The sequence below is a fragment of the Pseudoalteromonas sp. NEC-BIFX-2020_002 genome, assembly GCF_013002825.1.
In the GTDB taxonomy this organism is placed as follows: domain Bacteria; phylum Pseudomonadota; class Gammaproteobacteria; order Enterobacterales; family Alteromonadaceae; genus Pseudoalteromonas; species Pseudoalteromonas neustonica.
The window spans coordinates 25,807-51,077 of record NZ_JABEPJ010000011.1 but is presented as its reverse complement, the minus strand read 5'-3'; the positions used below and the strand labels follow the sequence as shown (position 1 = coordinate 51,077).

23 protein-coding genes are annotated in these 25,271 nt (G+C 40.1%); 18 read left to right on the top strand and 5 right to left on the bottom strand.

The annotated features are described in order from the left end of the window. Positions 1–96: 96 nt before the first annotated feature. Positions 97–480, top strand: a complete 384-nt coding sequence (locus tag HJP15_RS13340; protein ID WP_054205132.1) for a response regulator — start codon at positions 97–99, stop codon at positions 478–480. A gap of 158 nt (positions 481–638) precedes the next feature. On the opposite strand, the gene rpsT is transcribed toward HJP15_RS13340, so the two are convergent. Next, positions 639–899, bottom strand: a complete 261-nt coding sequence (rpsT, locus tag HJP15_RS13335) for a 30S ribosomal protein S20 (protein ID WP_054205133.1) — start codon at positions 897–899, stop codon at positions 639–641. A 287-nt stretch (positions 900–1,186) separates the two neighbouring features. Between rpsT and murJ the strand changes: the two genes are divergently transcribed. The 13 genes from murJ (at position 1,187) to HJP15_RS13270 (ending at position 16,078) form a co-directional block, all read left to right on the top strand. Then, complete coding sequence (murJ, locus tag HJP15_RS13330; protein ID WP_502706987.1) at positions 1,187–2,716, top strand: murein biosynthesis integral membrane protein MurJ; 1,530 nt, start codon at positions 1,187–1,189, stop codon at positions 2,714–2,716. A 130-nt stretch (positions 2,717–2,846) separates the two neighbouring features. After that, complete coding sequence (ribF, locus tag HJP15_RS13325) at positions 2,847–3,773, top strand: bifunctional riboflavin kinase/FAD synthetase (RefSeq protein WP_054205134.1); 927 nt, start codon at positions 2,847–2,849, stop codon at positions 3,771–3,773. Positions 3,774–3,798: 25 nt separating this feature from the next. After that, positions 3,799–6,627, top strand: a complete 2,829-nt coding sequence (ileS, locus tag HJP15_RS13320) for an isoleucine--tRNA ligase (protein WP_170173970.1) — start codon at positions 3,799–3,801, stop codon at positions 6,625–6,627. A gap of 9 nt (positions 6,628–6,636) precedes the next feature. Next, positions 6,637–7,137 carry a signal peptidase II gene (gene lspA, locus HJP15_RS13315; RefSeq protein ID WP_054205136.1) on the top strand — a complete coding sequence of 167 codons (501 nt, stop codon included), beginning with the start codon at positions 6,637–6,639 and terminating at the stop codon, positions 7,135–7,137. Then, a complete protein-coding gene (fkpB, locus tag HJP15_RS13310; protein ID WP_054205137.1) occupies positions 7,134–7,574 on the top strand; it encodes an FKBP-type peptidyl-prolyl cis-trans isomerase in 441 nt (146 codons plus the stop codon). Before lspA ends, fkpB begins: the two co-directional genes overlap by 4 nt. Continuing rightward, complete coding sequence (gene ispH, locus HJP15_RS13305) at positions 7,574–8,503, top strand: 4-hydroxy-3-methylbut-2-enyl diphosphate reductase (protein WP_054205138.1); 930 nt, start codon at positions 7,574–7,576, stop codon at positions 8,501–8,503. Before fkpB ends, ispH begins: the two co-directional genes overlap by 1 nt. 29 nt (positions 8,504–8,532) lie before the next feature. Next, on the top strand, positions 8,533–9,573 hold the full coding sequence (locus tag HJP15_RS13300; protein ID WP_054453315.1) for a sensor histidine kinase: 1,041 nt from the start codon (positions 8,533–8,535) through the stop codon (positions 9,571–9,573). Further along, positions 9,570–10,271 (top strand): LytR/AlgR family response regulator transcription factor, encoded by a 702-nt coding sequence (locus HJP15_RS13295; protein ID WP_170173969.1) that lies wholly within the window; start codon positions 9,570–9,572, stop codon positions 10,269–10,271. Before HJP15_RS13300 ends, HJP15_RS13295 begins: the two co-directional genes overlap by 4 nt. Positions 10,272–10,393: 122 nt before the next feature. Continuing rightward, positions 10,394–10,957 carry a type IV pilus modification protein PilV gene (gene pilV / locus HJP15_RS13290; RefSeq protein ID WP_169328499.1) on the top strand — a complete coding sequence of 188 codons (564 nt, stop codon included), beginning with the start codon at positions 10,394–10,396 and terminating at the stop codon, positions 10,955–10,957. Next, positions 10,958–11,944 (top strand): PilW family protein, encoded by a 987-nt coding sequence (locus HJP15_RS13285; protein ID WP_169328498.1) that lies wholly within the window; start codon positions 10,958–10,960, stop codon positions 11,942–11,944. Continuing rightward, a complete protein-coding gene (locus tag HJP15_RS13280) occupies positions 11,932–12,414 on the top strand; it encodes a pilus assembly PilX family protein (protein ID WP_170173968.1) in 483 nt (160 codons plus the stop codon). The genes HJP15_RS13285 and HJP15_RS13280 overlap by 13 nt, the downstream gene beginning before the upstream one ends. Before the next feature lie 12 nt (positions 12,415–12,426). Then, positions 12,427–15,669, top strand: coding sequence for a pilus assembly protein (locus tag HJP15_RS13275; protein WP_170173967.1), 3,243 nt, complete (start codon positions 12,427–12,429; stop codon positions 15,667–15,669). Beyond that, complete coding sequence (locus tag HJP15_RS13270; RefSeq protein ID WP_169328495.1) at positions 15,659–16,078, top strand: type IV pilin protein; 420 nt, start codon at positions 15,659–15,661, stop codon at positions 16,076–16,078. Before HJP15_RS13275 ends, HJP15_RS13270 begins: the two co-directional genes overlap by 11 nt. A 112-nt stretch (positions 16,079–16,190) precedes the next feature. Here HJP15_RS13270 and HJP15_RS13265 read toward each other — a convergent pair whose 3' ends face one another. Together HJP15_RS13265 and HJP15_RS13260 are read right to left on the bottom strand one after the other, a co-directional pair. Beyond that, positions 16,191–16,724: a GspH/FimT family pseudopilin gene (locus HJP15_RS13265; RefSeq protein ID WP_169328404.1), complete on the bottom strand. Its 534-nt coding sequence runs from the start codon at positions 16,722–16,724 to the stop codon at positions 16,191–16,193. 74 nt (positions 16,725–16,798) lie between these two features. Further along, positions 16,799–17,347 (bottom strand): GspH/FimT family pseudopilin, encoded by a 549-nt coding sequence (locus HJP15_RS13260; protein WP_169328403.1) that lies wholly within the window; start codon positions 17,345–17,347, stop codon positions 16,799–16,801. Positions 17,348–17,540: 193 nt separating this feature from the next. On the opposite strand from HJP15_RS13260, the gene glnB reads away from it, so the two are divergent. Beyond that, entirely contained in the window at positions 17,541–17,879 is a 339-nt protein-coding gene (glnB, locus tag HJP15_RS13255; RefSeq protein ID WP_054205147.1) for a nitrogen regulatory protein P-II, read from the top strand. Positions 17,880–18,182: 303 nt separating this feature from the next. On the opposite strand, the gene HJP15_RS13250 is transcribed toward glnB, so the two are convergent. Further along, positions 18,183–18,944, bottom strand: a complete 762-nt coding sequence (locus tag HJP15_RS13250; protein ID WP_054205148.1) for an outer membrane protein assembly factor BamD — start codon at positions 18,942–18,944, stop codon at positions 18,183–18,185. 141 nt (positions 18,945–19,085) lie between these two features. On the opposite strand from HJP15_RS13250, the gene rluD reads away from it, so the two are divergent. The 3 genes from rluD to clpB all read left to right on the top strand — a co-directional run bounded on the left by rluD (position 19,086) and on the right by clpB (position 23,482). After that, positions 19,086–20,063 (top strand): 23S rRNA pseudouridine(1911/1915/1917) synthase RluD, encoded by a 978-nt coding sequence (gene rluD, locus HJP15_RS13245; RefSeq protein ID WP_170173966.1) that lies wholly within the window; start codon positions 19,086–19,088, stop codon positions 20,061–20,063. 9 nt (positions 20,064–20,072) lie between these two features. Continuing rightward, positions 20,073–20,798 (top strand): peptidoglycan editing factor PgeF, encoded by a 726-nt coding sequence (gene pgeF, locus HJP15_RS13240; RefSeq protein WP_170173965.1) that lies wholly within the window; start codon positions 20,073–20,075, stop codon positions 20,796–20,798. 107 nt (positions 20,799–20,905) lie between these two features. After that, positions 20,906–23,482: an ATP-dependent chaperone ClpB gene (clpB, locus tag HJP15_RS13235; protein WP_054205151.1), complete on the top strand. Its 2,577-nt coding sequence runs from the start codon at positions 20,906–20,908 to the stop codon at positions 23,480–23,482. A 210-nt stretch (positions 23,483–23,692) separates the two neighbouring features. Here the strand turns inward: clpB and HJP15_RS13230 are convergent, their stop codons facing one another. Beyond that, positions 23,693–25,240 (bottom strand): methyl-accepting chemotaxis protein, encoded by a 1,548-nt coding sequence (locus tag HJP15_RS13230; protein WP_170173964.1) that lies wholly within the window; start codon positions 25,238–25,240, stop codon positions 23,693–23,695. Positions 25,241–25,271 lie beyond the last annotated feature (31 nt).

Sequence of the window (25,271 nt, the reverse complement as noted above, 5' to 3'; positions counted from 1 at the left end):
AGCTCTCTATAATGAGATTATAAAATGAAATAAGTTATTAGGTATATACCCAAGTATAATAACTTAAACCTAGTTCATAACCTACGGGGATCAACCATGAATACGCAGCTTTCAATCTTGATAGTGGACGATGTAGGCACTGTACGTAGCTTTTTAAATCAAACTTTAATGCATTTAGGTATTGAAAACGTTAGGGAAGCATCGACAGCAGCGCAGTGCATTAGCGCGTGTAATGCAGCGAGTTACAACATTATATTTTTAGATATCGAATTACCAGATGGCGATGGAAAAGAACTTATCGCGCAAATAAACGATATAAATCCTGAGACAAATGTGGTGATGGTTTCAGCTCATTCTACGGTAGAGAATGTAAAAGATGCGATTGATAAAGGCGCTAAAGGGTTTGTTGTAAAACCATTTACACCGAAAAAAATAGCCGCAATGTTGAAAAAGTTTTACCCTGAATTAGTCATAGCCTAATCTAAAGTCATATCAAAATTACGCATAACAAATTATCTAGTGAATTAAATAACTCTTTAGGCTGCGTTAAAAATTATTGAGTTATTTTTTCAGCGCCATAGAAAATAGATATAAAAAAACCGGCCGAGGCCGGTTTTTTATATTCTAGCAAAAATAAATTATAGCGCTTTAATCTTAGCTGCTATGCGGCTCTTATGACGAGCTGCTTTATTTTTGTGAATTAGACCTTTAGTTGCGTAACGGTCTAAAATAGGTGTTGCAACAGCGAAAGCTTGCTGTGCAGCTTCCTTGTCGCCAGCTTCAATAGCAACAAGTACTTTTTTGAAGTATGTACGCATCATTGAACGACGGCTTGCGTTGTGTTGACGGTTCTTTTCGCTAGTGATAGCGCGTTTTTTTGCAGACTTGATGTTAGCCAAGGTTTGCTCCTAACAATCTTAAAAATAAGCTTAATTTAAAGGCCGTGGAATATGCCTTTTTTAATCATGAATGTCAATAAAAAATTGACATAACAAGAAAAACTGCTCCTTAATAACGAACATCAATTTGTTGCCGCTCTAGCAGTTAATATCGCTATTGTAACAAAGCCCGTGGTCTCAGCCTAGTGCTTTCAGTAGATTTTAGGCATAATTACCTTTCTTAATTGTTTTACAGCGAGTTTAAGGTGGCAAAAGGATTATTTCGTTCTGGTATGATTGTAAGTGCAATGACAATGATATCGCGTATTTTAGGATTAGTGCGAGATGCGGTGGTAGCCAACTTATTGGGAGCCGGAGCCGCAGCCGACGTTTTTTTATTCGCTAATCGCATCCCAAATTTTTTACGACGTTTATTTGCTGAAGGCGCATTTGCTCAAGCGTTTGTGCCGGTATTATCTGAAATAAAAGAACAACAAGGTGATGATAAAGTTCGTCTTTTTGTCGCCCAAGCAGCGGGGACATTAGGGACTATTTTACTGATCGTCACCATGATTGGTGTAATCGCATCGCCAATTATTGCCGGACTTTTTGGTACTGGTTGGTTTATTGATTGGTGGCAAGGTGGCCCAGATGCTGAAAAGTTTGAATTAGCGAGCAGCTTACTAAAATTAACGTTTCCCTACTTGTTTTTTGTTAGCCTTGTTGCACTTAGCGGTGCGTTAATGAATGTTTATAACCGTTTTGCGGTTGCTGCATTTACACCTGTTTTATTGAATATTTCGATTATCACATGTGCATATTTTTTACATGATAAGTTTTCTGTCGGTGCCTATTCACTTGCCATTGGTGTGTTTGTAGGTGGGGTGGTGCAGTTGTTGTTTCAATTGCCATTTTTGTATCGAGCTAGAATGCTCAGTAAACCACGCTGGGCATGGCAGGATGAAAATGTAAAAAAAGTACGCAAGTTGATGTTGCCAGCATTATTTGGTGTATCTATTAGTCAAATTAATTTACTACTAGATACAGTAATCGCTTCTTTGTTGATGACAGGATCAATCGCTTGGTTGTATTACTCCGATAGATTAATTGAGTTTCCGTTGGGTTTATTTGGGATTGGTATCGCAACGGTTATTTTGCCTGCGTTGTCTAAATTACATAGTAGTGATAAAGGCAGCGATTTTCAGCACACCTTAGACTGGGGAGTGCGGTTTGTGATATTTTTAGGGCTGCCAGCGATGGTTGGCCTGATGATTATCAGTCCGTTGATCATTTCGGTTTTATTTGATCATGGTGCATTTAAAGATGACAATATTGACCATGTTCAGGCTGTAAGTTTCGGTGTTATGGCTTACTCGGTCGGGCTCGTTAGTTTTATGCTAATTAAAGTGTTAGCGCCCGGTTTTTATGCTCGCCAAGATACCAAGACCCCTGTGCGTATAGGTATTATCACCTTAGTATTGAACATGGTGTTCAATATCATGCTAGCCCCTTTTATTGGTTATTTAGGGTTAGCGTTGGCAACATCAATGTCCGCTAGCTGTAATGCGTATTTACTGTATCGCCAATTAAGCAAAGAGCAGGTATATCAATTCTCTCGTTTTAGTTTAGTGTTTTTTACTAAATGCGGCATAGGAGCATTGATTATGGGGGCTGTTGTTTGGTACACCTCAACACAATTTATGTGGCAGCAATGGCACTTCACAGAGCAAGTGATTTTATTAGGTGGTTTATTGGTACTTGCTGGGTTCGTGTATTTTTTGACCTTGTTTTTGTTCGGTGTACGATTGAAAACGATAAAAAGTGTTACAACGCTTTAATGAAGTAAAAAAAACGATTTATATAACCAACTGAAACTCGCATCTTGAGGTGGTTTGGGTATAATTGATGATTCTGTAACCCAAGTGAAATTTTACTCGGTACATAACGCTTACAAAGGCATTAGTTGGCATGGAGTTAATTAGAGGTATTCACAATATTCGCACGCAGCATTACGGCTGTGTGTTGACCATTGGTAATTTCGATGGCGTGCATTTAGGGCATGCTGAAGTACTCAATGGGTTACTCAATGACGCTAAAAAATATAATTTGCCCAGCACGGTGATGTTATTTGAACCACAGCCGCAAGAGTTTTTTGCTAAAGACAATGCGCCGGCTCGATTAACACGATTACGAGACAAACTACGTTTGCTCAAGGAATTAGGTGTTGAACGCGTTATTTGCATTAGTTTTAATCAACAATTTGCCAATATGCAAGCTGAGCAATTTGTGACAGATATATTGATCAATAAGCTTGGCGTTAAAGCGTTAACCGTAGGCGATGATTTTCGCTTTGGGAAAAGACGCCAAGGTGACTTTAATTTACTGACAAAAATGGGTCAAGCGGCTCATATGGATGTAAAAAGCACCGCGAGTTTTCGCCAATTAAATGCTAGAGTAAGCAGCACTTTGATCCGCCAAGCATTAGCTGAAGGTCAGTTAGTGCAAGCTAAAGCGATGTTAGGCCATGATTATGCAATATCAGGGCGTGTTATTCATGGCTGGAAACGCGGGCGAGAGCTAGGTTTTAGGACTGCGAATATCGCATTAAAGCGTCAAGTATGCCCAGTGAATGGGGTATTTGCGGTGCAAGTAACGTTAAACGATAAAAAAGTGTATGGGGTTGCAAATATTGGCAACAAACCCACATTTAATGGAACACGCGCATTATTAGAAGTTCATTTGTTCGACTTTGCGCAAGATATTTACGGACAGTTTATGCACGTGGAGTTGATTGAAAAACTTCGCGATGAGAAAAAATTCGAGACATTAACACAATTGACGGTACAAATAGCAACTGATGTTGCTGCCGCTAAACAGTGTTTTGGTTTAAATTAGGTAGCCGATACGGAAACTAGGATTAATGAGCGACTACAAGCATACTTTGAATTTACCGGAAACGACGTTTCCAATGCGCGGCAATTTGGCACAACGTGAGCCAAAAATGCTTAAAACATGGTATGAAGAAGACCTATATGGTCAAATTCGCAACGCTAAAAAAGGTAAAAAAACCTTTATTTTGCATGACGGCCCTCCGTACGCAAACGGCGATATTCATTTAGGCCATTCAGTAAATAAAATTCTAAAAGACATCATTGTTAAATCAAAAACGTTATCTGATTTTGATGCGCCTTATGTACCAGGTTGGGACTGTCATGGTTTACCAATTGAATTAATGGTAGAGAAGAAAGTTGGTAAGCCGGGTGTGAAAGTGACGGCTGCTGAGTTTCGTGAAAAATGTCGTGCTTACGCTAAAAAGCAAGTTGAAGGTCAAAAAGTTGATTTTAAACGCCTAGGTGTATTTGCTGATTGGGATAAACCGTATTTAACGATGAATTTTGATTTTGAAGCCAACGCCATCCGTGTGCTTGGTCGCATTATCGAAAAAGGTCATCTACACAAAGGTGCTAAACCTGTGCATTGGTGTACTGATTGTGGTTCAGCATTGGCTGAAGCAGAAGTTGAGTACCAAGATAAACAATCACCGGCTATTGATGTACGTTTTGAATTTGTTGATCAAGCGGGCGTTGTTAATGCCTTTGATTTAAACGAAGGGCATGAAGGCTCAGGCACTGTAAGTACGGCTATCTGGACAACAACTCCTTGGACACTGCCAGCTAACCGCGCGGTTGCAGTACATGCTGATTTAGAATATGCACTAGTACAAGTTGATGATGAAGGCGCTACGCAGCGTTTGATTTTAGGCTCAGAACTTGTAAAAGATGCAATGGATCGATATGGCTTTAATCATTACCACGTATTAGGTTATGTAAAAGGTGCAGCGCTTGAAAACTTACAGGTAGCTCATCCGTTTTATGATTTTAACGTGCCAGTCATTGTCGCAGAACATGTAACAACTGATTCAGGTACTGGTATTGTTCATACCGCACCAGGTCACGGCCAAGAAGATTTCGTGGCAGGTTTACAATACGGTTTAGAAGTTGCGAACCCAGTAGGCGCAAATGGTGTTTATTTACCTGATACCGAGTTATTTGCCGGCCAACACGTATTTAAAGCAAACGCGAGCGTTGTTGATGTACTGACTGAACGTAATGCTTTATTGCATCATCATGCATTGACGCACAGTTACCCACATTGTTGGCGCCATAAAACGCCAATAATTTTTCGTGCTACGCCGCAGTGGTTTGTCAGTATGGATCAGGCTAATTTACGTCAAGATTCATTGGCTGAGATTAAAAACACGCAGTGGCTACCTGAATGGGGCGAAAGCCGTATTGCTAACATGGTTGAAGGTCGCCCAGACTGGTGTATTTCACGTCAACGTACGTGGGGCGTACCAATCGCTTTATTTGTAGATAAAGACACTGGCTCGCTTCATCCAGATACACAAGCATTGATTGAAAAAGCAGCTCAACTGGTTGAAAAGTCAGGTATTCAAGCATGGTATGACTTAGAACCTGCAACATTGCTTGGCGAAGCTGATGCTCAGCAATACATGAAAGTGCAAGATACACTTGATGTATGGTTTGACTCAGGTGTATCTCACGCATGTGTTGTTGATGCCCGTGAAGATTTAGTTGGCCCAGCAGATTTATACCTTGAAGGTTCAGATCAACATCGTGGTTGGTTTATGTCATCAATGATGACGTCAGTTGCTATTAATGGACATGCGCCTTATCGCCAAGTGCTTACTCACGGTTTTACCGTGGATGAGAATGGCCGTAAGATGTCAAAATCATTAGGTAATGTTATTTCACCACAAAATGTGATGAACAAACTAGGCGCAGATATTTTACGTTTATGGGTTGCCTCAACTGATTACACCGCAGAAATGACGGTATCAGATGAGATATTTAAACGTTCAGCTGATCGCTACCGTCGTATTCGTAATACTAGCCGTTATTTATTAGCCAACCTAAGTGGTTTTGATCCTAAAACTGACCAAGTTGCTATTGATGATATGGTTGAGCTTGATCGTTGGATTGTTGGTCGTGCAGCACAGTTACAAGATGAAATTTTAGCCGCGTACGATAGCTACCAAATGCTACAAGTGACGCAAAAGCTAATGAACTTCTGTACTGGTGAACTTGGCTCTTTCTATTTAGACGTAATCAAAGATCGCCAATATACAGCGAAGAGCGATAGTCATGCACGTCGTTCGTGTCAAACTGCTTTGTATCATATTGCCGAAGCAATGACGCGCTGGATGGCGCCAATCATGAGTTTTACAGCGCAAGAAATTTGGGAAGCGTTACCAGGTGAACGTGATCAATATGTATTTACATCAGTTTGGTATGATGGCTTAAAGGCTGTTAGTGAAGGTCAATTTAGTAATGATGATTGGTTAACAATTCTAACAGTACGTGATGAAGTAAACCGCGTTCTTGAAGGTGCACGTAAAGAAGAAGTTATCGGTGCAACATTACAAGCTAATGTCGCTTTATATGCAAGTACAGAACTTACAAATAAGCTATTAGCACTTGGTGATGAACTACGCTTTGTATTTTTGACCTCACAGGTAACTGTAACGGCTGTTGATGCCCAACCAGATGGCACTCAAGCAACAGAAATTGAAGGCTTGTATATTAGCGTTTCAGCGACAGATGCTAAAAAGTGTGAGCGTTGTTGGCATTACTGTGATGATGTAGGGACTGATCCAGAACACCCTGAAATTTGTGGTCGTTGCGTGAGTAACGTAAATGGCGAAGGTGAAAAGCGCCAGTTCGCATAGGAGTTTTAAGTGAGCAAACTAGCCCAAAAAAGTGGTTTAGTGTGGCTTTGGTTAAGTTTGCTACTTTTAGTAGCAGACTTTGCCAGCAAAACACTGGTTGTTAAAACCATGAATCTATATGATTCGATTGATATTTTGCCTTTTTTTAATCTAACGTATGTCCATAACTATGGCGCGGCATTTAGCTTCTTAAGTGAAGCGGGTGGTTGGCAGCGTTGGTTTTTAAGCATTATAGCTATATCAATTAGTGTATTACTTATTTGGTGGTTAAAACGTCTACCAGCCACTAATAAAGTATTGTGCGGTGCTTATTCGTTAGTATTAGCAGGAGCGATAGGTAACTTATATGACCGTATGACATATGGCTATGTAATTGACTTTCTTCATTTTTACTACCAAAACTGGGATTTTCCAGCGTTCAACATTGCCGACAGTGCAATTTGTGTAGGTGCAGCGCTACTATTATATGATGCCTTTACAGGCGAAAGTCCAAAGGAGCAAAAAGCATGAGTCAATCGGTGATTGGTGAAAACTCACAAGTGATATTTCATTTTTCGATTAAATTGTCTGATGGCTCAGCAGCTGATTCAACCAAAGTTCATAATAAGCCGGCAAAGCTTGTTATGGGCGATGGTAGCTTAACGGCAAACTTTGAAAAATGTTTATTTGGTTTGGCATCAGGTGAGAGCAAATCATTTGAACTTGAACCAGAAGATGCATTTGGGCAGCCTAACCCTGATAACATTTATTACGTTGATCGCAGTAAATTTGGCCCAGAGACACCTGCAAAAGTCGGTTCAATTATTGCTTTTACGCAACCTGATGGTACAGAGTTACCAGGGCTTGTGCGTGAAGTGCAGGGGGAGTCAGTAACAATTGACTTTAACCACCCTCTAGCGGGTCAGCGATTAACCTTTGAAGTAGAAATTTTAGAGGTAAATGGCTAATGGATATTCTTTTAGCAAATCCACGTGGTTTTTGTGCCGGTGTAGATCGAGCAATTAGTATCGTAGAGCGTGCGTTAGATATCTTTGAAAAGCCAATTTACGTTCGCCACGAAGTTGTACATAACCGTTATGTTGTTGACGGCCTTAAAAGACGTGGTGCGGTATTTGTTGAAGAGCTAGATCAAGTGCCAGACGATAGCATTGTTATTTTTAGTGCGCATGGTGTGTCTCAAGCTGTTCGCAGCGAAGCAAAGCGCAGAGAGCTAAAAGTTTTTGATGCCACTTGCCCGCTAGTTACCAAGGTACACATGGAAGTTACGCGCGCAAGCCGTAAGGGTATTGAGTGTATTTTGATAGGTCATCATGGCCACCCTGAAGTTGAGGGAACAATGGGGCAATACGATAATGATGATGGCGGTATTTATTTAGTCGAAACGACTGATGATGTTGCTAATCTTAATGTTAAAAACCCTAACAATTTATTTTATTGCAGCCAAACGACATTATCAGTGGATGATACTGCTGATGTAATTGATGCTTTGCGCGCAAAGTATCCCGCAATTAATGGTCCACGAAAAGACGATATTTGTTATGCGACACAAAACCGTCAAGATGCTGTTCGTGACTTGGCAGATAAAGTAGACGTATTGCTCGTTGTTGGTGCAAAAAATAGTTCTAACTCCAACCGCTTACGTGAACTTGCAGATAAAATGGGCACAACCGCTTATTTAATTGATGATGCAAGTAATGTTGAAAAGCATTGGTTTGAAAAGGCAAATGCGGTGGGTGTAACAGCGGGTGCTTCAGCCCCTGAGGTTCTTGTGCAACAAGTAATAAACTGCTTAAAAGAACTTGGTGGTAAACAGGTTATTGAAAACCCGGGCGAAGAAGAGAATATTGTCTTTGCAGTACCGGTTGAATTGCGTTAAGCCTATAACAACCTTTAAAGGAGAGCCGGATGAGCAAACAATTGCAACCCAATGTTTTGCTTTTTGCGGCTCTTTTTAAAGAGCGTGGAGTACTGGCTACACTTGTTGTAGGACAAGTTATAGCGACTATTTTAGCGTTTGCTCCAGCGACGGCTGATGCAATTTGGATTCGTTTAGGGGCTATTAGCCTTTTTTTACATCTCACCTTTTTATTTAGCCTTACTTGGCTTTATCTTTTACGTAAACGGCTTCAAAGACTAAATCAAACACCTCAGTTATGTGCATTAATGGCATCTTTATTATTAACTACCGCTTTGTTTAGTCTGCTTTTTACTGAGTTTACAAATGATTATATTGCGCTGCAAAACCCCTACGAGTTTTTATTAAAAAACCTACTAATGGTATTTTTAGTTGCAGCATTGTTTATTCAATTTTTAATTATCCACTATGAAAAAGAACAGCAAACCAATGCATTAGCGAGAGCTGAACTTGATGCATTGCAGGCACGTATTCGTCCACACTTTTTATATAATAGTTTAAATACAGCAGCCGAATTGACCCATTATGATCCATTAGCTGCAGAGCAAGCAATTCTGGCCTTGGCTGCTTTATCGCAAGCTGCGATGAAAGTCGGAAAAAGCACTTTATTAGAAGATGAAATTAATCTAACAAAACAGTATATAGCTTTGGAAACTTGGCGGTTTTCAGAGCGCTTACAAGTAAATTGGCATATCCCTCAGCAGTTACCTGCGCTGAAAATACCATGTTTAACATTGCAACCTTTGATTGAAAATGCCGTGTGCCATGGAGTTGAACCTTCAGTAACAGGGGCTGTAATAAATATAGAGTTGTTGCTTAGCACTCAATCGTTGACTATTTTGGTATCAAACCCTATTTTTGAAGGTGTGAATAAACGTCCTGGGAATGGTATGGCGCTGGAGAACATTCGTCAACGGTTAGACATTTATTATCAAGGGAAAGGAAAGTTGGTAGTTACAACACGCAATGACACTTTTCGAGTGAAACTCGTTTTGCCTAGGCATGTATTAGACTTAAAGGGTTTCCCATGAAAGTATTAATCGTTGATGATGAAGCATTGGCTCGCTCACGTCTAAAGCGCTTACTTGCTATATACCCCGATTTAAGCAGTCACCGAGAAGCAAGTAACGGTACGCAAGCATTAGAATTGATGCAGTCGTGGGTTGCTGACTTAGTTTTTTTGGATGTCGATATGCCCGGATTAAATGGTTTAGAAGTTGCAAACGAGCTTAACCTACTCGCTGTACCGCCAGCGATAGTATTTGTGACGGCTCATCCTGAACATGCGCTAGAGGCATTACAGCTATCAGCTGCAGGATATCTTGTGAAACCAGTGACTGAGCAAAATTTAGCGAAAACGCTAGAGCAAATAGGACGAGTAACTCGAGCTCATATGCAAAAGAAAAAAACAGCGACAATAAGTTACCAGTTAGCGGGGGTTAGTCGAGTAATAGCGTTGGAAAAAGTTTATTACATTATTTCTGAAGAGAAATATACACGGATTATTTTTGATGACGGGGAGGCAATCATCGATCAAAGCTTGAAGCAGCTAGTATCAGACTTTCCCGTGGAACTTTTACAGATCCACCGTAAGATATTGATTAATCGATCGCAGTTGCATGCATTGAAAAAAGCTGAAGATGGTAGCCATGTAGTGGAGCTTAAAAATTGCACTCATTTACTACCAGTAAGTCGGCGAGCTTACAAAGTGGTAAAAGAGCAACTTTAGGTTACTCATTGCAAATAGCGTTAACCGTTTATCAACAAAAATAACCTTTCATCCTAACCCTTCTTGTATTCCCTCCTTGTTAGATTATTCTTATCGTACGATATTTTTTATTAGGCGTACTTATGGGCTCAGCACACCCTTCATCTCTACGAGGGTTTACACTTATTGAAGTATTAATTGCTTTCGTAATCTTAAGCTTTGGTTTACTTGGTGCTGTGGCATTACAAGCGACGGCTAAAAAAGCGAGTTTTGATTCAATGCAACGTGCCGCTGCTGTGGCATTAGGAAACGATATTATTCAACGTATGCGCGCAAACGATAGTGCCGGTTTTGCTGGGCGTTATAATGGGACATTTACAAGTGATACGGCGTTAAATCAGCAGCGACATTGTTATACAAATACATGCACAGCAGCGCAAATTGCAGCACTTGATCGCCAACAATGGATCAGAGCGATTCAAGCTAGAGAAAATACTGGAACATTAGATGACGCAACCGTTTGTATTAATAATACAGCCGGCGTTGGCGGCAAGGCAAATGCATTTTCATTACAAGTAGTTATCAGTTGGCAAGGGCGAGAGGCACTCAGTGCGGTTAAAGCACCAGACGATATCGTCTGTGGTGATGCTAATAAAAAACGCCGTATTGTTGTACTTGAAAGTTATATGTATTTAAGGACCACGTAAATGAGACAGACAGGTTTTACCTTAGTAGAGATGATGGTTTCGCTGTTTATTGGTGGCTTAGTGTTAGGTGGAGTAATGTTTACTTACATTAGCATGAAGGTAACCACTCGCGACACTATGACCATAGGCGAACTTCAGGAAACAGGGCGCTTAGCGCTCAATATTATGCAGCGCGATATTGAGCAAGTTGGCTTTTGGGGAACTTATTATGAGAACTCTTTTACTGATGTAAATACACAAACGCTCCCAAACCCAGGAGGTGATTGTTCTGAAGGTCCTAATAATGGCAGTTTTCCAAACTATGTAGATAATAGTAATTTTCGTTCTATTTATGCTATTGAATCTACAGGGGGCGAGCAGCTAAATTGCGCCCCGAATACGAGAACAGATAGCGATATTTTACAAGTTAAGTTTTTAGAGGGCTTACAAATAGAGCCAGGTAATACGACAGCAAATCATTATTATTTTATAGCAGAGCAAGAGCAAGCAAAGTTTAACAGGGGGGTTGTTAATGCAGGAGATATTAATGGTAATGCCACTATTTGGCGGTATCGTCATCATGTCTACTATGTTGGAGAGACAACGTTTCAATTAAATAACCAGTCAGTAACTGTGCCCGCTTTACGGCGACAAAGGTTGACCCCAGGTGGAGGGATGGTCAATGAAACTATTATGGAAGGAGTTGAGAATATTCGCTTTCTATTTGGTTTAGATACAAATAACGACCAACGCGTTGATAGTTACCGCAGTGTTGAAAATATGACAAGTACTGACTGGGAAAATCGTCGAGCAATACTCACAGTTCAAGTATTTGTGTTAGTACGTGCATTACAACAAGATAATGATCTCAAACAGACCAACCAAACTTACACATTAGGCGAAGATGCAAATCAAAGGGTTTTAGTGTTCGATGATAGATTTCGCCGCGCTCTTTTTACAACGACTATTCGTTTAAATAACATAGGAGCTAATTTATGGCGAATTTAACATCACACTCAAACCAGCAAGGTGTAGTGCTAGTGATTGCTTTAATAATGGTTGTTGCGGTGACAGGTATAGCAGTTACCTTAATGAGTAGCAGCAGCATTGATATTAAAATTACAAATGCTGCTTTTGAGCGCGAAGAGGCTGAAAACGTTTTAATTGGTACTGTGCAAAGGGTTATTGCAAATGAATCAGCACGAAAGGGTGCAAATAGGTTCTTGTTTACTAAGGTACAGATCCCTGAAGGTGGCATGGCGCTAGATAGGATTGGAAACACCACTAGCTCAATGATTAATTTAAATAATGGGCCACTTGACTTACCTTGCCCGCGTAAATTTGATTTTACTGAGGGTATGGCATGCAATATGGTACAAGTGAGTACAACTATTAATTATGGCACAAAAAGTAAGCATACACTTACTGTTGTCTCTGGGATTGCCCAAGAAATGGCAAGTTTAAACACTGGTGGCTAAGCGAGGAATACGATGAAACTTAAGTTGTTATTTATAAAAACTATGCTAGCTACTGTCACTTTTTTTAGTGTCCAAAGTTATGCTGAAGATATTGAACTATATGTGAACCATGATGTAGAGATTACTGAAAATCCTCGTGTATTATTAGTATTTGATACATCGGGTAGTATGGCTTTTTCTACGAGTACAGGGCGAAGTTGTGGTTATAATCGTGGCTACATTTTATGCAGCGATAGTCGTTTAGGTGTTGCTAGAGATGCTATGACTCAGCTTGTCAATGACAATGAAGATATAGATTTTGGGTTAATGCGTTTTAATGGCAGCTCAGGCGGGTATGTTTTAGCTAAAATGGGCTCAAATAGAACCACGCTCATTAACCAAATAAACCGGTTACCGGCTGATGGTGCAACGCCTTTGAGCGAAACCTTATGGGAAGCTTATCTTTATATATCAGGCAAACAGGTTGAGTACGGTAGAAATACAAGAAATAGGGACTACTCTGCTGAATCTGGGAGTTATTATATTTCACCATTTAAACCAGCTGCAGGTAAACCGCCACGCTGTGATAACTCTGTTAGTATCATTATGATGACCGATGGTGATCCATCAAATGACTCAGGTAAAAATACCGATATAAGGAACCTTTATAAAAGCCATTTTAAAACATACCCTCAAACAGTAAGTAATAACTATTTACCCGCATTAGCTAAGTCAATACATGGGATTGATAATGGCGAAGCCGATGAAAATGTTGTTATTGATTTATACCCAAGCACACCTAAAGTACATGACTTAGGGCGGGTTTATACAGTTGGCTTTGGGTCAGGTATGAGCGCAAGTGGTAAAGCATTATTAGAAAAAACTGCTGAGCTTGGTGGTGGTCAATATAAACATGCGGATACGGCAGAGCAACTATCTGATGCATTTAAAAAATTCATTACAAATATAAGAGCGGTAAACGATACATTTACTTCTCCAGCAGTGGCTAGTAATAATGTTGATCAAACACGTAGTCGGGATTCGATATATTATGCAATGTTTTACCCTGAAAAGGGAGCTCGTTGGCGCGGTAATTTAAAAAAGTTAAAAGTATCAGGCTCTAAAATCCTTGATTCATCAGATAAAGAAGCACTCAATGCGGAAGGTCTTATAAAAAAGGATGCGCGAACTTTTTGGTTACCAAGTAATGTTCCCGCTGATGGTAATTCAGTGCAAAGTGGGGGGGTTAATCTAATGCTGACAACCCTAGCCACAGGTGGCCGAAAATTACTTACTGATGCAGGGTCTGCTGGGTTAATCGCATTCACAAAAGATAAAGTGTCTAATGCATACGGAAATGACAATAAGGCCGCGGCAGCATTTGGTGTAAGTACCTCTGAGTTACAAAAAACTATTGACTGGGCGCGAGGTATCGATGTTGATAATGAAGATGGAGATAGTTCAAGTACTGATCAAAGAGATGATATTTTTGGCGACCCACTACACTCAAAACCAGTAACGATTGATTATGGCAATGATGATGTACGTATTTTGATTGGAACAAATGCTGGCTTTTTACATATGTTTCAAGATAAAGCGAGTGAAGCAGGGGATACGATTAGTGAAAGCTGGGCATTTATTCCCAGCAGCGTATATAAAATTATTGACCCAATACGCAAAAATCAACCAAGCGTAAAGAAATACGGTATTGATGGACCCATCACTGTATTTTTTAATGATGCAGACCGTGATGGGGTTGTCAATGGAAGTGATAAAGTATGGGCTTTCTTTGGAATGCGCCGTGGTGGGACAAACTATTATGCGCTTGATATCACAAACCCAGATTCGCCTAAGCTTATGTGGGGAGGCCCTATCCAGGGCGGAACAGGCAGCTTTACAGAGCTTGCTCAATCATGGTCAGCACCTATTGTGTCGTATATTAAAGGTCACAAAGGAAAGCCTGTGCTTATTTTTGGAGCCGGTTATGATATTAATAAAGACAATGTCTCTTTAAGTAATGATAGTAAGGGTCGTGGAATTTATATTATTGATGCGGAAACAGGGGCGCTTATATGGGAATTAAGCCCAAGTACTGGGTTTAAAGGTAAGCACAGTATCGCAGCTGATGTAACGACACTAGATTCTGATTACGATGGTTATATCGATCGTGTTTATGCTACGGATACAGCCGGAAGTATTTGGCGTATTGATATGCCGAGCGATAGCCCAACGGATAGCAAAAACCCGTGGACACACTTTGAACTTGCTAAATTAGGTGGAACATCATCTGGCGATAGACGTTTTTTCTACAAGCCAATGGTTGCGCGCACTATGTTTAGTAAAGTAACTAACACAACCATAAATGGTTCAACAATTGTCACGCGTTTAGACACTCCATTTGATGCCGTTTTAGTTGGTAGTGGTAACAGATCGAAACCAACAGGTACATTAACACAAGATCAGCTTTATATGATTCGCGATACCAATACAGTAACTCAATCATTCAAAGATACAGACGTTCCAGAACTTATCACGACCGCAAAGCTCATGAATATGAATTCAGATCCATTTGGTAACGCACTCAATGATATTGATGCATTTACCAAGAAAGAAATTGAACTGAGCAAATTTAGTGGTTGGTATTATGATTTGCCAGGAGCCGGTGAGAAATCATTAGCAGCAGCAACGGTTATAGGTGGAGTTGCTTATTTTACTAGTTTTACGCCAGCATCTGCGACTGAGACAGTAAATCAATGTTCATTAAGTGGAGGCAAAGGATCGTTATATGCCTTCCACCTACATTATGGAACGAAAGTATATGAGCAACTTAGCTTTGTGACTAGTAACGATGTACCTGACACACCGCAGCTTTATTTTGGTGAAATAGAGAATTGTCCTGATGTAGACCTTGATGGATTTTGTGATGAAAAGCAGTCTTGTACCGATTCAGACTCTGATGGTACGTGTGATGATGGAACTCCTCCTGATGGAGATCCATCATGTAAAGATTTTGATCTTGATGGCTTCTGTGATTACGGGGGGGAGATCAAAGAAACAGTAAGCCAATTCTTATTAATAGGGCCTGGGATTAAAGTAAGTGAAAATAGCGGGGATAAAGATAATCCGTTTGTTCCTGAAAAGGTATCAGGCCCGGGTATAACTATTGATGAGAATGGTAAGATAAAACTGGTAAGTGATGCAGTTCCTATTGGGTTTGGTTTTGAAACTCAACAAACGTATATTTATAAGCGGGAAGTCAATGATAATGAAAAATAGAAGAAAATTAGCGGGATTTACCTTGATAGAGCTTATGATCACCGTTGCTATATTGGGTATTATTGCTTCAGTTGCTTTACCTAGTTATTTTGAGCATGTAAAACGTACTGCTCGGACTGAAGCTGTGACGGCTTTGCTAGATGCTGCAAATAGGCAAGAGCAATTCTTTGTTGATAACCGCCAATACACAGACACATTAACTGATATTGGTGTGACTACACCTACGGAGCACGGCTTTTATAAAATTACGGTTGAAAGAGATAATGCCGCCGGTACGTTTAGCTTTACGGCCACGCCAGTAGCAGGGCCTACACTTAAAGATGATGAGTGCAAAACACTAACAATTGATGACACAGGTTTAAAAACATCAACGGGCAGTGCTGACCATTCACGATGCTGGGGTAAGTAACCAGAACTCGTGATGTTAGCTCCATCCCTAATAAGTAAATTCAACACTAACAGTGTTGAATTTACTTATTATATATCCGTGCGTGGCACGTGAGATTTGGTTAAATTACTTTTCATTTCTGACATTTTTTTGTATCTTTAGTGCGAATTCTTCCTGTGTAGCTCACTGAAATAGCAAGCCCATCAAGGTTTGCTTTTTTATATTCTGGGCAAAATATAAAAGTACCATTATTAAAGCCCATGGGTGTGCCGTCATTTCTAAAAGTGACTGAGCGTCGGGGGTAGGTTAACATATCTTGCTGGTGTGTTGATTCAATTGTAAAAAGTGCTGTATCTGTACCATCTAAAACGCCAATATCATTTGAATCAGTAAAAACTGTAATTTCTTTATGCCATAATTGCTGATCGCATTTATTATTTGCTAATCCACATAATGTAATATTTGAGTTATAAGCAATAGCATTAAGACGTGATAACCCCAAGGCTCTATTTACCTTAGCAGTGTGATTATCAAGACGGTTTTTTACCAGTAATGGCTGAAAGTGGAATAAAGCTAAATGGCAAATAATTGCTAAAAGAGCTAATGTTGTCATCATTTCAATAAGAGAAGTGCCAAAGCAGTTCAATAGCTTGTTTAAATTCTTCATCCGTGAAGCTCTCAATGTTACAGTTATATTAAGGTTAGCTGACCCGAAAATAGTTGCAAGTTGAGTTGTGAAATTTAATTACATGTTGTGTTAGTATCACCGTTATACAATGTTGTGCCTGACTGGGTTATTTCCAACGCTTTATTATTTTTATTATCTTGATCTGGGCAGTAAGTAAATTTCCCGACGCTAGTAGTTATTCGGCCGCTGGTGTCAAATGCCAACCTTTTCCCTCCAGTAAAGCTTAATTTGTTATTATCAGGCATTTTCTCCATCACTCTAAGTAATGTGTCTGTATCTGAGTCGTAGTCACCATCGTTGTCACTATCAACAAATACAACAATTATTTTGTTCTTATCCCATTTGTTTTTACAACCAAAAGTAGCCTTGCCTTTTTTTACTTGGTTGTATTGTGCAGGGCATACAACCACGATTTCGTCGGTACTTGTTGCTTTTGCACGTGCAAAGTTAAGGTTTCTTTTTAACTCTAATAAAAAGTTTTCTGCGCGGTTTTTTTCGAGCATATCACTGCTATTCCAAATGGCGATAGCCGCTATAATGCCCACAATTGAAATTGTTACTATTAACTCTAGTAATGTAAAGCCGTGTTGCTTATTTTTCATATACACCTCTGACGCTAGTTAAGTTCTTATGATTGGGTGATCTTAACAAGTTATTATTTATTATAGCTGTAATCTGTTGCTCAATCATACCACTGCTGGCGATTAAATCATCGTAATTCAATTGCTTTGTTTGCTATGGGATGCAGGATTGTCTAAAATCGATGCAAATGGGAATTATGAGTAGCAACAAACAATGAAAAAAATTGAAGCAATAATTAAGCCTTTTAAACTTGATGATGTACGAGAAGCATTATCAGAAGTTGGTATTACAGGCATGACAGTAAGCGAAGTTAAAGGCTTCGGTCGTCAAAAAGGGCACACTGAATTGTATCGTGGTGCTGAGTACATGGTTGATTTTCTACCTAAAGTAAAATTAGACATTGTACTAACGGATGAAGATGTAGACCGTGCTATTGAAGTTATTGTCAAAACAGCGCAAACGGGCAAGATTGGTGACGGTAAGATTTTTGTAACTGACGTTGAACGTGTTGTTCGTATCCGTACAGCGGAAGAAGATGAAGAAGCAATTTAGACGTTATACCAATTGTGTTAAGTTAATGGTCATTTATAGCGAAAGATAAATACAGTGATAACAAGGCAGAAACTTTGACATGGTGTTGTTCTCGGCAATTGCTCCGGCATTGCTCTAGCTCCTGCATCCATGCAGTCGTACATGAAAAATGACTAACGCAGTTAGTGCTTTATTTAGTCCGCTAGAATGGTTAAACATTTAAGTCGATTGGTATTACTCATCCATTAAAAAAGGCGCTACTTGTATCAAGTAGCGCCTTTTTTGTATTTATTACAAACACGTTAGAGTGTGTTTGGAAATAATCTACTTATTTTTATTTAGTTCGCGAGTCATTCTTGCATGCTTACTTAACTCTGGTAAACCAAGCTTTTCATAGCTTTTTTCCATCATCTCCAGAGCTTCATCTAGATAGCTACTTTGTGAATAATGTTCAACAACATATTTACCACGGTTAGCTGCAGCTAGATATGCTTCTCGTTCGTAATAATAATCGGCTACTTTAAGTTCATAGCGTGCCATTTTATTTAGCAACCATACTAAGCGGCGTTTTGCCTCAGGTGCATAACCGCTATCAGGAAAGCGATTAACTAAAGTTGATAAATCAGTAAATGCAACACGAGTTCGGTTTGCATCACGGTCAGCTCTGTCAACACCAAAATATTCTTGGAAAGCATTTTCATCCGCTTTAATATTTACCAAGCCACGCATATAGTACATGTAGTCTAAATCTTTGTGGTTTGGGTTAAGGCGAATGAAACGGTCTATTGTTGCTAATGCCTGCTCAGTATTTCCAGCTTGATAATGAGCAAACACCAAATCTAATTGCACCTGTTTTGACATTGGGCCAAACGGGTAGCGTGAATCTATAGCACTTAAAAGTTCAATTGCACGTGCGTATAAGCCTGAATCGAGAGTTTGTTTCGCATCTTCATAAAGTGCTTGTGCAGATTTATTTGGTACGCGTTGGATATCTTCTTCATCTGGTGCTGACGAACAAGCCCCTAAACCAAGCAATGAAACTGTAAAAACAATGGCGAATGCACGTTTCCCTATTCTATTTATCATTTTATTTGTTACCTTCGATGTCTTCGGCTAGGCCAAGTGGGTAAAACCGAGTAAACTATACTTATTATATAATGCTTTTATTAAAAGCGATTCTAACCCAGTCGAGCGCAGCTTGCACTGGTAAATTGGGTAAAGTTACTAATGACAGAGCAAATTTCTCTTCAAGCCGATGTACCAACTGAGTTAGGCGGTAAACGTCTAGACCAAGTATTAGCACAATTGTTCCCTGATTATTCACGTTCACGTATAAAAACGTGGATCTTGGATGATAAAATCACCGTTGATGGTGAAGTTTTCAACACTCCACGCGAAAAACTCTTTGGCGGAGAAGTCGTTAATGTTGAAACGAGTATTGAAGCACCACGTGAATACCTCGCACAAGATATCAAATTAAACATCGTTTATGAAGATGATGATATTTTAGTTATCAATAAACCTATGGGTTTAGTTGTGCACCCTGGAGCTGGTAATCCTGATGGCACTGTGCTTAATGCATTATTGCATCATCATCCTGATATTATTAACGTTCCACGTGCAGGTATTGTGCACCGTCTAGATAAAGATACGACCGGTTTAATGGTGGTAGCTAAAACTATTCAGGCGCAAACACATTTAGTTAAAGCCTTGCAAAAGCGCGAGAATTTCACGCGTGAATACGAAGCAATTTGTAATGGTACGATGACAGCAGGTGGCATGGTTGAAAAACCAATTGCTCGTCACCCTACACAGCGTACACACATGGCTGTTCATGAGCAGGGTAAACCTGCAATTACGCATTTTCGCGTTGCTGAAAAGTTTCGTGCGCACACGCGATTACGTCTGCGTTTAGAAACAGGACGAACTCACCAAATTCGTGTTCATATGGCATTTATTAATCACCCATTAATAGGCGACAAAGCATATGGCGGCCGTCCACGTCCACCAAAAGGAGCAACACCTGAGTTATTCCAAATGCTACGTGAGTTTAATCGTCAAGCTTTGCATGCTGTTAAGTTAAGTATTGCTCATCCAATTACTGGTGAGATGATGACATGGCAGGCACCTATTCCTGATGACATGGTTGCGATGACGCACGTGCTACGTGAAGATACGAAAGCAAACCCAAATATTGATTATTAAGCTTAGTTAATGCTTTCACCCAATTGGTCAGCACCAACAAATGTTGGTGCATTAAGTACAACTCGTGACGGGGGTCTATCGCGTGCCCCTTTTTCAAGTTTAAACTTAGGGCTTCATGTGGGTGATGATCGGCAAGTGGTATTAGCAAATCGCCATTTATTAGATCAGCTATTGCCAAATCCGCCGATTTGGTTAAATCAAGTACATAGCGCTGAGGTTGTCGTCGTTGATAAACACTTTGATCCATTAACAGTACGAGATGCAGATGCACTTTATACATCTTTGCAGAATCAGCCTTTAGCAATTATGACGGCAGATTGTCTCCCTATATTGTTGACGTCATCGTGTGGTAATGAAGTTGCCGCAATACATGGTGGCTGGCGTGGTTTAAATGCAGGTATTATGGCGAATACGATTGCTCAATTCTCGGCATCAAAAAATAACATCATTGCATGGTTAGGGCCTGCAATTGGTGCATTAAAGTTTGAAGTAGGCAGTGAAGTAAGAGCTGCATTTTGTGAGCAATCAGATGCCTATGAATACGCATTTAAAGAAACCAATAATGGCAAATATTTAGCTGATATTTACGCTATTGCCCGTATTCAATTGATGCAGTTAGGTGTAAATACTATCAGTGGCGGTGAATATTGCACCGTAAGCCAGGCCGAATCATTTTTTTCATATCGCCGCGATAGGCAGACAGGACGAATGGCAAGCTTGATCTGGCGCAAATAACCTCTAACTACACTCATATTCATGATTATATTTTTTGCTAAACCTTGAACAAACCACCCAACATACCCATTAATTAAACAATTAGTTTTTTTATAGGTTATCTCATTATGCGTTTAGATCGATTTACCAGTAAATTTCAATCTGCGCTCTCAGATGCTCAGTCTCTTGCTCTAGGTCGCGATCATCAATTTATTGAACCTGTGCACTTAATGTACTCATTGCTTCAGCAAAGCGGTTCAAGTGTGCGTGCATTACTCGCTCAAGCGAGTGTGAGTGCCGATGAGCTCAATACTAAATTATCCCAAGAGATAGAAAAACTCTTTAAAGTGGAAGGTGTTGGTGGTGACGTACAGTTATCGAATAACATGGTTTCACTGATTAACTTATGTGATAAATATGCACAAAAACGTAAAGACAAATATATCTCGAGCGAATTATTTGTATTAGCTGCCTGTGAAGATAAAGGACCGTTAGGTGATATTTTCCGTGCCTTGAATATGACCGCGACAAAAATTGAAGCGGCAATTAAAGCGATTCGAGGTGGCCAAAAAGTGGATGATCCAAATGCTGAAGAAACACGCCAAGCATTGAAAAAATTCACCATAGATTTAACCGAACGCGCTGAGCAAGGTAAGTTAGACCCTGTTATAGGTCGTGACGATGAAATTCGTCGTACAATTCAAGTACTACAACGACGCACTAAGAATAACCCCGTTCTAATTGGTGAGCCAGGCGTCGGTAAAACGGCGATTGCCGAAGGACTAGCGCAGCGTATCATTAATGGTGAAGTGCCCGAAGGGTTAAAAAACAAACGTGTGTTGTCACTTGATTTAGGGGCGCTGGTGGCTGGTGCCAAGTATAGAGGTGAGTTTGAAGAACGATTAAAATCAGTTCTTAATGAATTGGCTAAAGAAGAAGGCCAAGTGATTTTATTTATAGATGAAATTCATACTATGGTGGGCGCAGGAAAGAGCGATGGTGCAATGGATGCAGGGAACATGTTAAAACCTGCTTTAGCACGAGGTGAATTACATTGCGTAGGTGCAACAACGCTTGATGAATACCGTAAGTACATTGAAAAAGATGCAGCTTTAGAGCGTCGTTTTCAAAAAGTCTTAGTTGAAGAGCCTTCAGTCGAAGACACAATAGCGATTTTACGTGGATTAAAAGAGCGTTATGAGCTTCATCACTGCGTTGATATTACCGATCCGGCCATTGTTGCTGCTGCACATTTGTCGCACCGCTATATTAGTGATCGCCAACTACCAGATAAAGCTATTGATTTAATTGACGAAGCAGGTTCGTCTATTCGTCTACAGATTGATTCAAAGCCAGAGTCTTTAGATAAGTTGGAGCGTCGTATTATTCAACTTAAATTAGAAGACAATGCGTTAGCGAAAGAAAAAGATGACGCAAGCCAAAAGCGTCGAAGTGAAATGCAGGAATTGATCACAGACCTTGAAGCCCAATACCGTGAGCTTGATGAAGTGTGGAATGCCGAAAAAGCATCACTTCAAGGCACCCAAGTTATAAAAGCAGAACTAGAACAAGCTCGTTTAGATTTAGATGTTGCCCGCAGAGCAACTGATTTACAACGTATGTCTGAACTCCAGTATGGTCGCATCCCTGATTTAGAGCGTAAACTTGATTTAGCGTCGCAAGCTGAAATGCAAGATATGAGTTTACTCAAAAATCAGGTTGGCGAAGATGAGATTGCTGAAATTTTATCGCGTTGGACGGGGATCCCGGTCTCAAAAATGCTTCAAGGTGAGCGAGAAAAGTTACTGCAAATGGAAGATCATCTGCATGCAAAAGTAATCGGGCAGGACGAAGCCGTTATTGCCGTATCTAATGCGATTAGGCGCTCACGCGCAGGGCTTGCTGATCCAAATAGACCAATTGGTTCATTCTTATTTTTAGGGCCAACCGGAGTCGGTAAAACCGAACTGACAAAAGCGTTAGCAACATATATGTTTGACACTGAGAGTGCAATGGTGCGTATTGATATGTCAGAGTTTATGGAAAAACACTCAGTAGCACGTTTAGTTGGCGCGCCTCCTGGTTATGTAGGTTATGAAGAGGGTGGCTACTTGACCGAAGCTGTACGACGCCGCCCATATTCAGTCATTTTGCTTGATGAAATTGAAAAAGCGCACCCTGACGTATTCAATATTTTACTACAAGTATTGGATGATGGTCGCTTAACGGATGGGCAAGGTCGAACCGTTGATTTTAAAAATACGGTGATTATCATGACTTCTAATTTAGGCTCCGATATCATCCAAGAACAAACAGGTAGTAATGATTACAGTGCCTTGAAAGAAAAAGTAATGGGTGTACTCGTTAATGAATTTAGACCTGAGTTCATAAACCGTATTGATGAAACTGTCGTATTTCATCCCCTAGCGAATGAGCACATCAAAGAGATTGCAGATATTCAACTGAGCAAATTACGCGAGCGACTTACAGCAATGGGGTATTTGTTAAACATTAGTGATGCTGCACTTGAACGAATTGCTGCTAGCGGGTTTGACCCAGTTTATGGTGCAAGACCGCTTAAACGAGCAATCCAGCACACAATTGAAAACCCACTGTCTCAGAAGCTACTCGCTGGTGAATATCAAAGTGGAGACATGATAGTAATAGACGCTGATGAAAATGGTTTAGTATTCACAACACGCTAAATAAGTAATAAAGTTATGACCAGCGCACGTGCTGGTCATAACTTTTTGTTGTTCTATTTTTATTTAGCTCGCTAGGTTACAAACCTCGCGCCGCGATTAAATCGCCCCAAGACTGAACAAATTTCAATCCACAAAAAGGTCAACACGCCCTAATGTAAAGTTAAAAATAAAGCTCTAAAATCAGGCTTTAACATCCTAATAAACCATAATTTAAACTTTAAAAGTAAGCAAAATATCATTCACTTTACGTGAACCTTCAACTAGCTGAGCCGCATCTTTAGCTACATTAAAGCTTAAAGCGAGGTTTTCATCACTAAATCCTTTAATTTGTTTTACGTTCTCACCAATATCACCACTGACCGCTTGTTGCTGCTGTGCTGCGGCTGATATTTGTGTGGCTAATTGTGATATTTCGCTTATCTGAGCAAAAATGCTATCAAGCTCTATTTGCGTATGGCCAGTTGTATTTACACATTCATCGGCCTGGGATTTTGTATTTTTCATCACTGTTGACCAACTAAACAAAGTGTCTTGAATTTCTTTAATTGAGCTGTGAATTTGCGATGTTGCACGTTGGGTACGTGAAGAAAGTGCACGCACTTCATCAGCTACTACAGCAAAGCCGCGGCCATGTTCACCTGCGCGTGCAGCTTCAATTGCAGCATTTAAAGCCAATAAATTGGTTTGTTCAGCAATGCCTTCAATCTCAGTCATTACTTGACCAATTTTATCAGCCTCTGTTGCTAATGCATTTGCAGTGCTAGCCGCTTGCTCTACTTGAGATGCAAGTTCTGACACCATTGAGCTGTTATCAGCAATGTGAACTTTAATATCAGAGCAGCTTTGGTAGGTTACATTAACTTGTTCAGCGGTATTTTGAGTGCTTGTGGAGATCTCTCCAATTGTTGTGCTCATTTGCGACATTGCCGTCGCTATTTGGCTTAGGCGTTGACCTTGCGCCGAAATACCTTGCTCTGTAAGTGACGACTGGTTATCTAAATTAGACGCTATACCGTTAAATGTTATGGTGGCATCTTTTATTCTGCCAAGCACTGTGCGTAGTTTTGCATTGAGCATCTCACGATTGTATTCGCTAATACTAAATGGGTGAGTGCCTACGTAAACATAGCGTGAGACAGAATCAAACTCAGCCTTTTGCTGCTTTAATAAATTGGGAGTTACAATCAGTTCGTCATAATTGAGGAAAACAATAGCGCTACAAAATAACACTGCAACAAGGGCTGCAGTAACAGATATAGTCACAGCTAACAGAGTTAAACCCAGTAACGTGATGATCAACGCACATGTTTGCCTTACACTAACTAATTCACGGTATGAAGTGAGTGACTTTCCAGCATTTATTTTTTTATAAAATTCAGTGGCGCGCTGTTTTAATTGTTGTGTCGGCTTGCTGCGGACAGATTGATAGCCAACTAATTGACCGTGTTCAAAAATAGGGGTAACAAAAGCGTCAACCCAATAATAACGACCGTCTTTACAGAGGTTTTTAACCATTCCACGCCATGAGTGGCCTGCTTTTAGCTTTTCCCACATTTCTTTAAATGCAGCTTTGGGCATGTCAGGGTGGCGAACAATGTTATGGTTTTTACCCATCAACTCTTCTAATGTGTAGCCTGCTATTGCGCAAAAAGCGTCATTAGCATAAGTGATCACACCACGTAAATCTGTTGTAGAGACCAATTCTTGGTGCTGTGAAAAAGTAACCTCTTCATTCTTTATTTGCTGACCCCGACGCATGGGTAGTCCTTAAACATACTTTATTATTAAA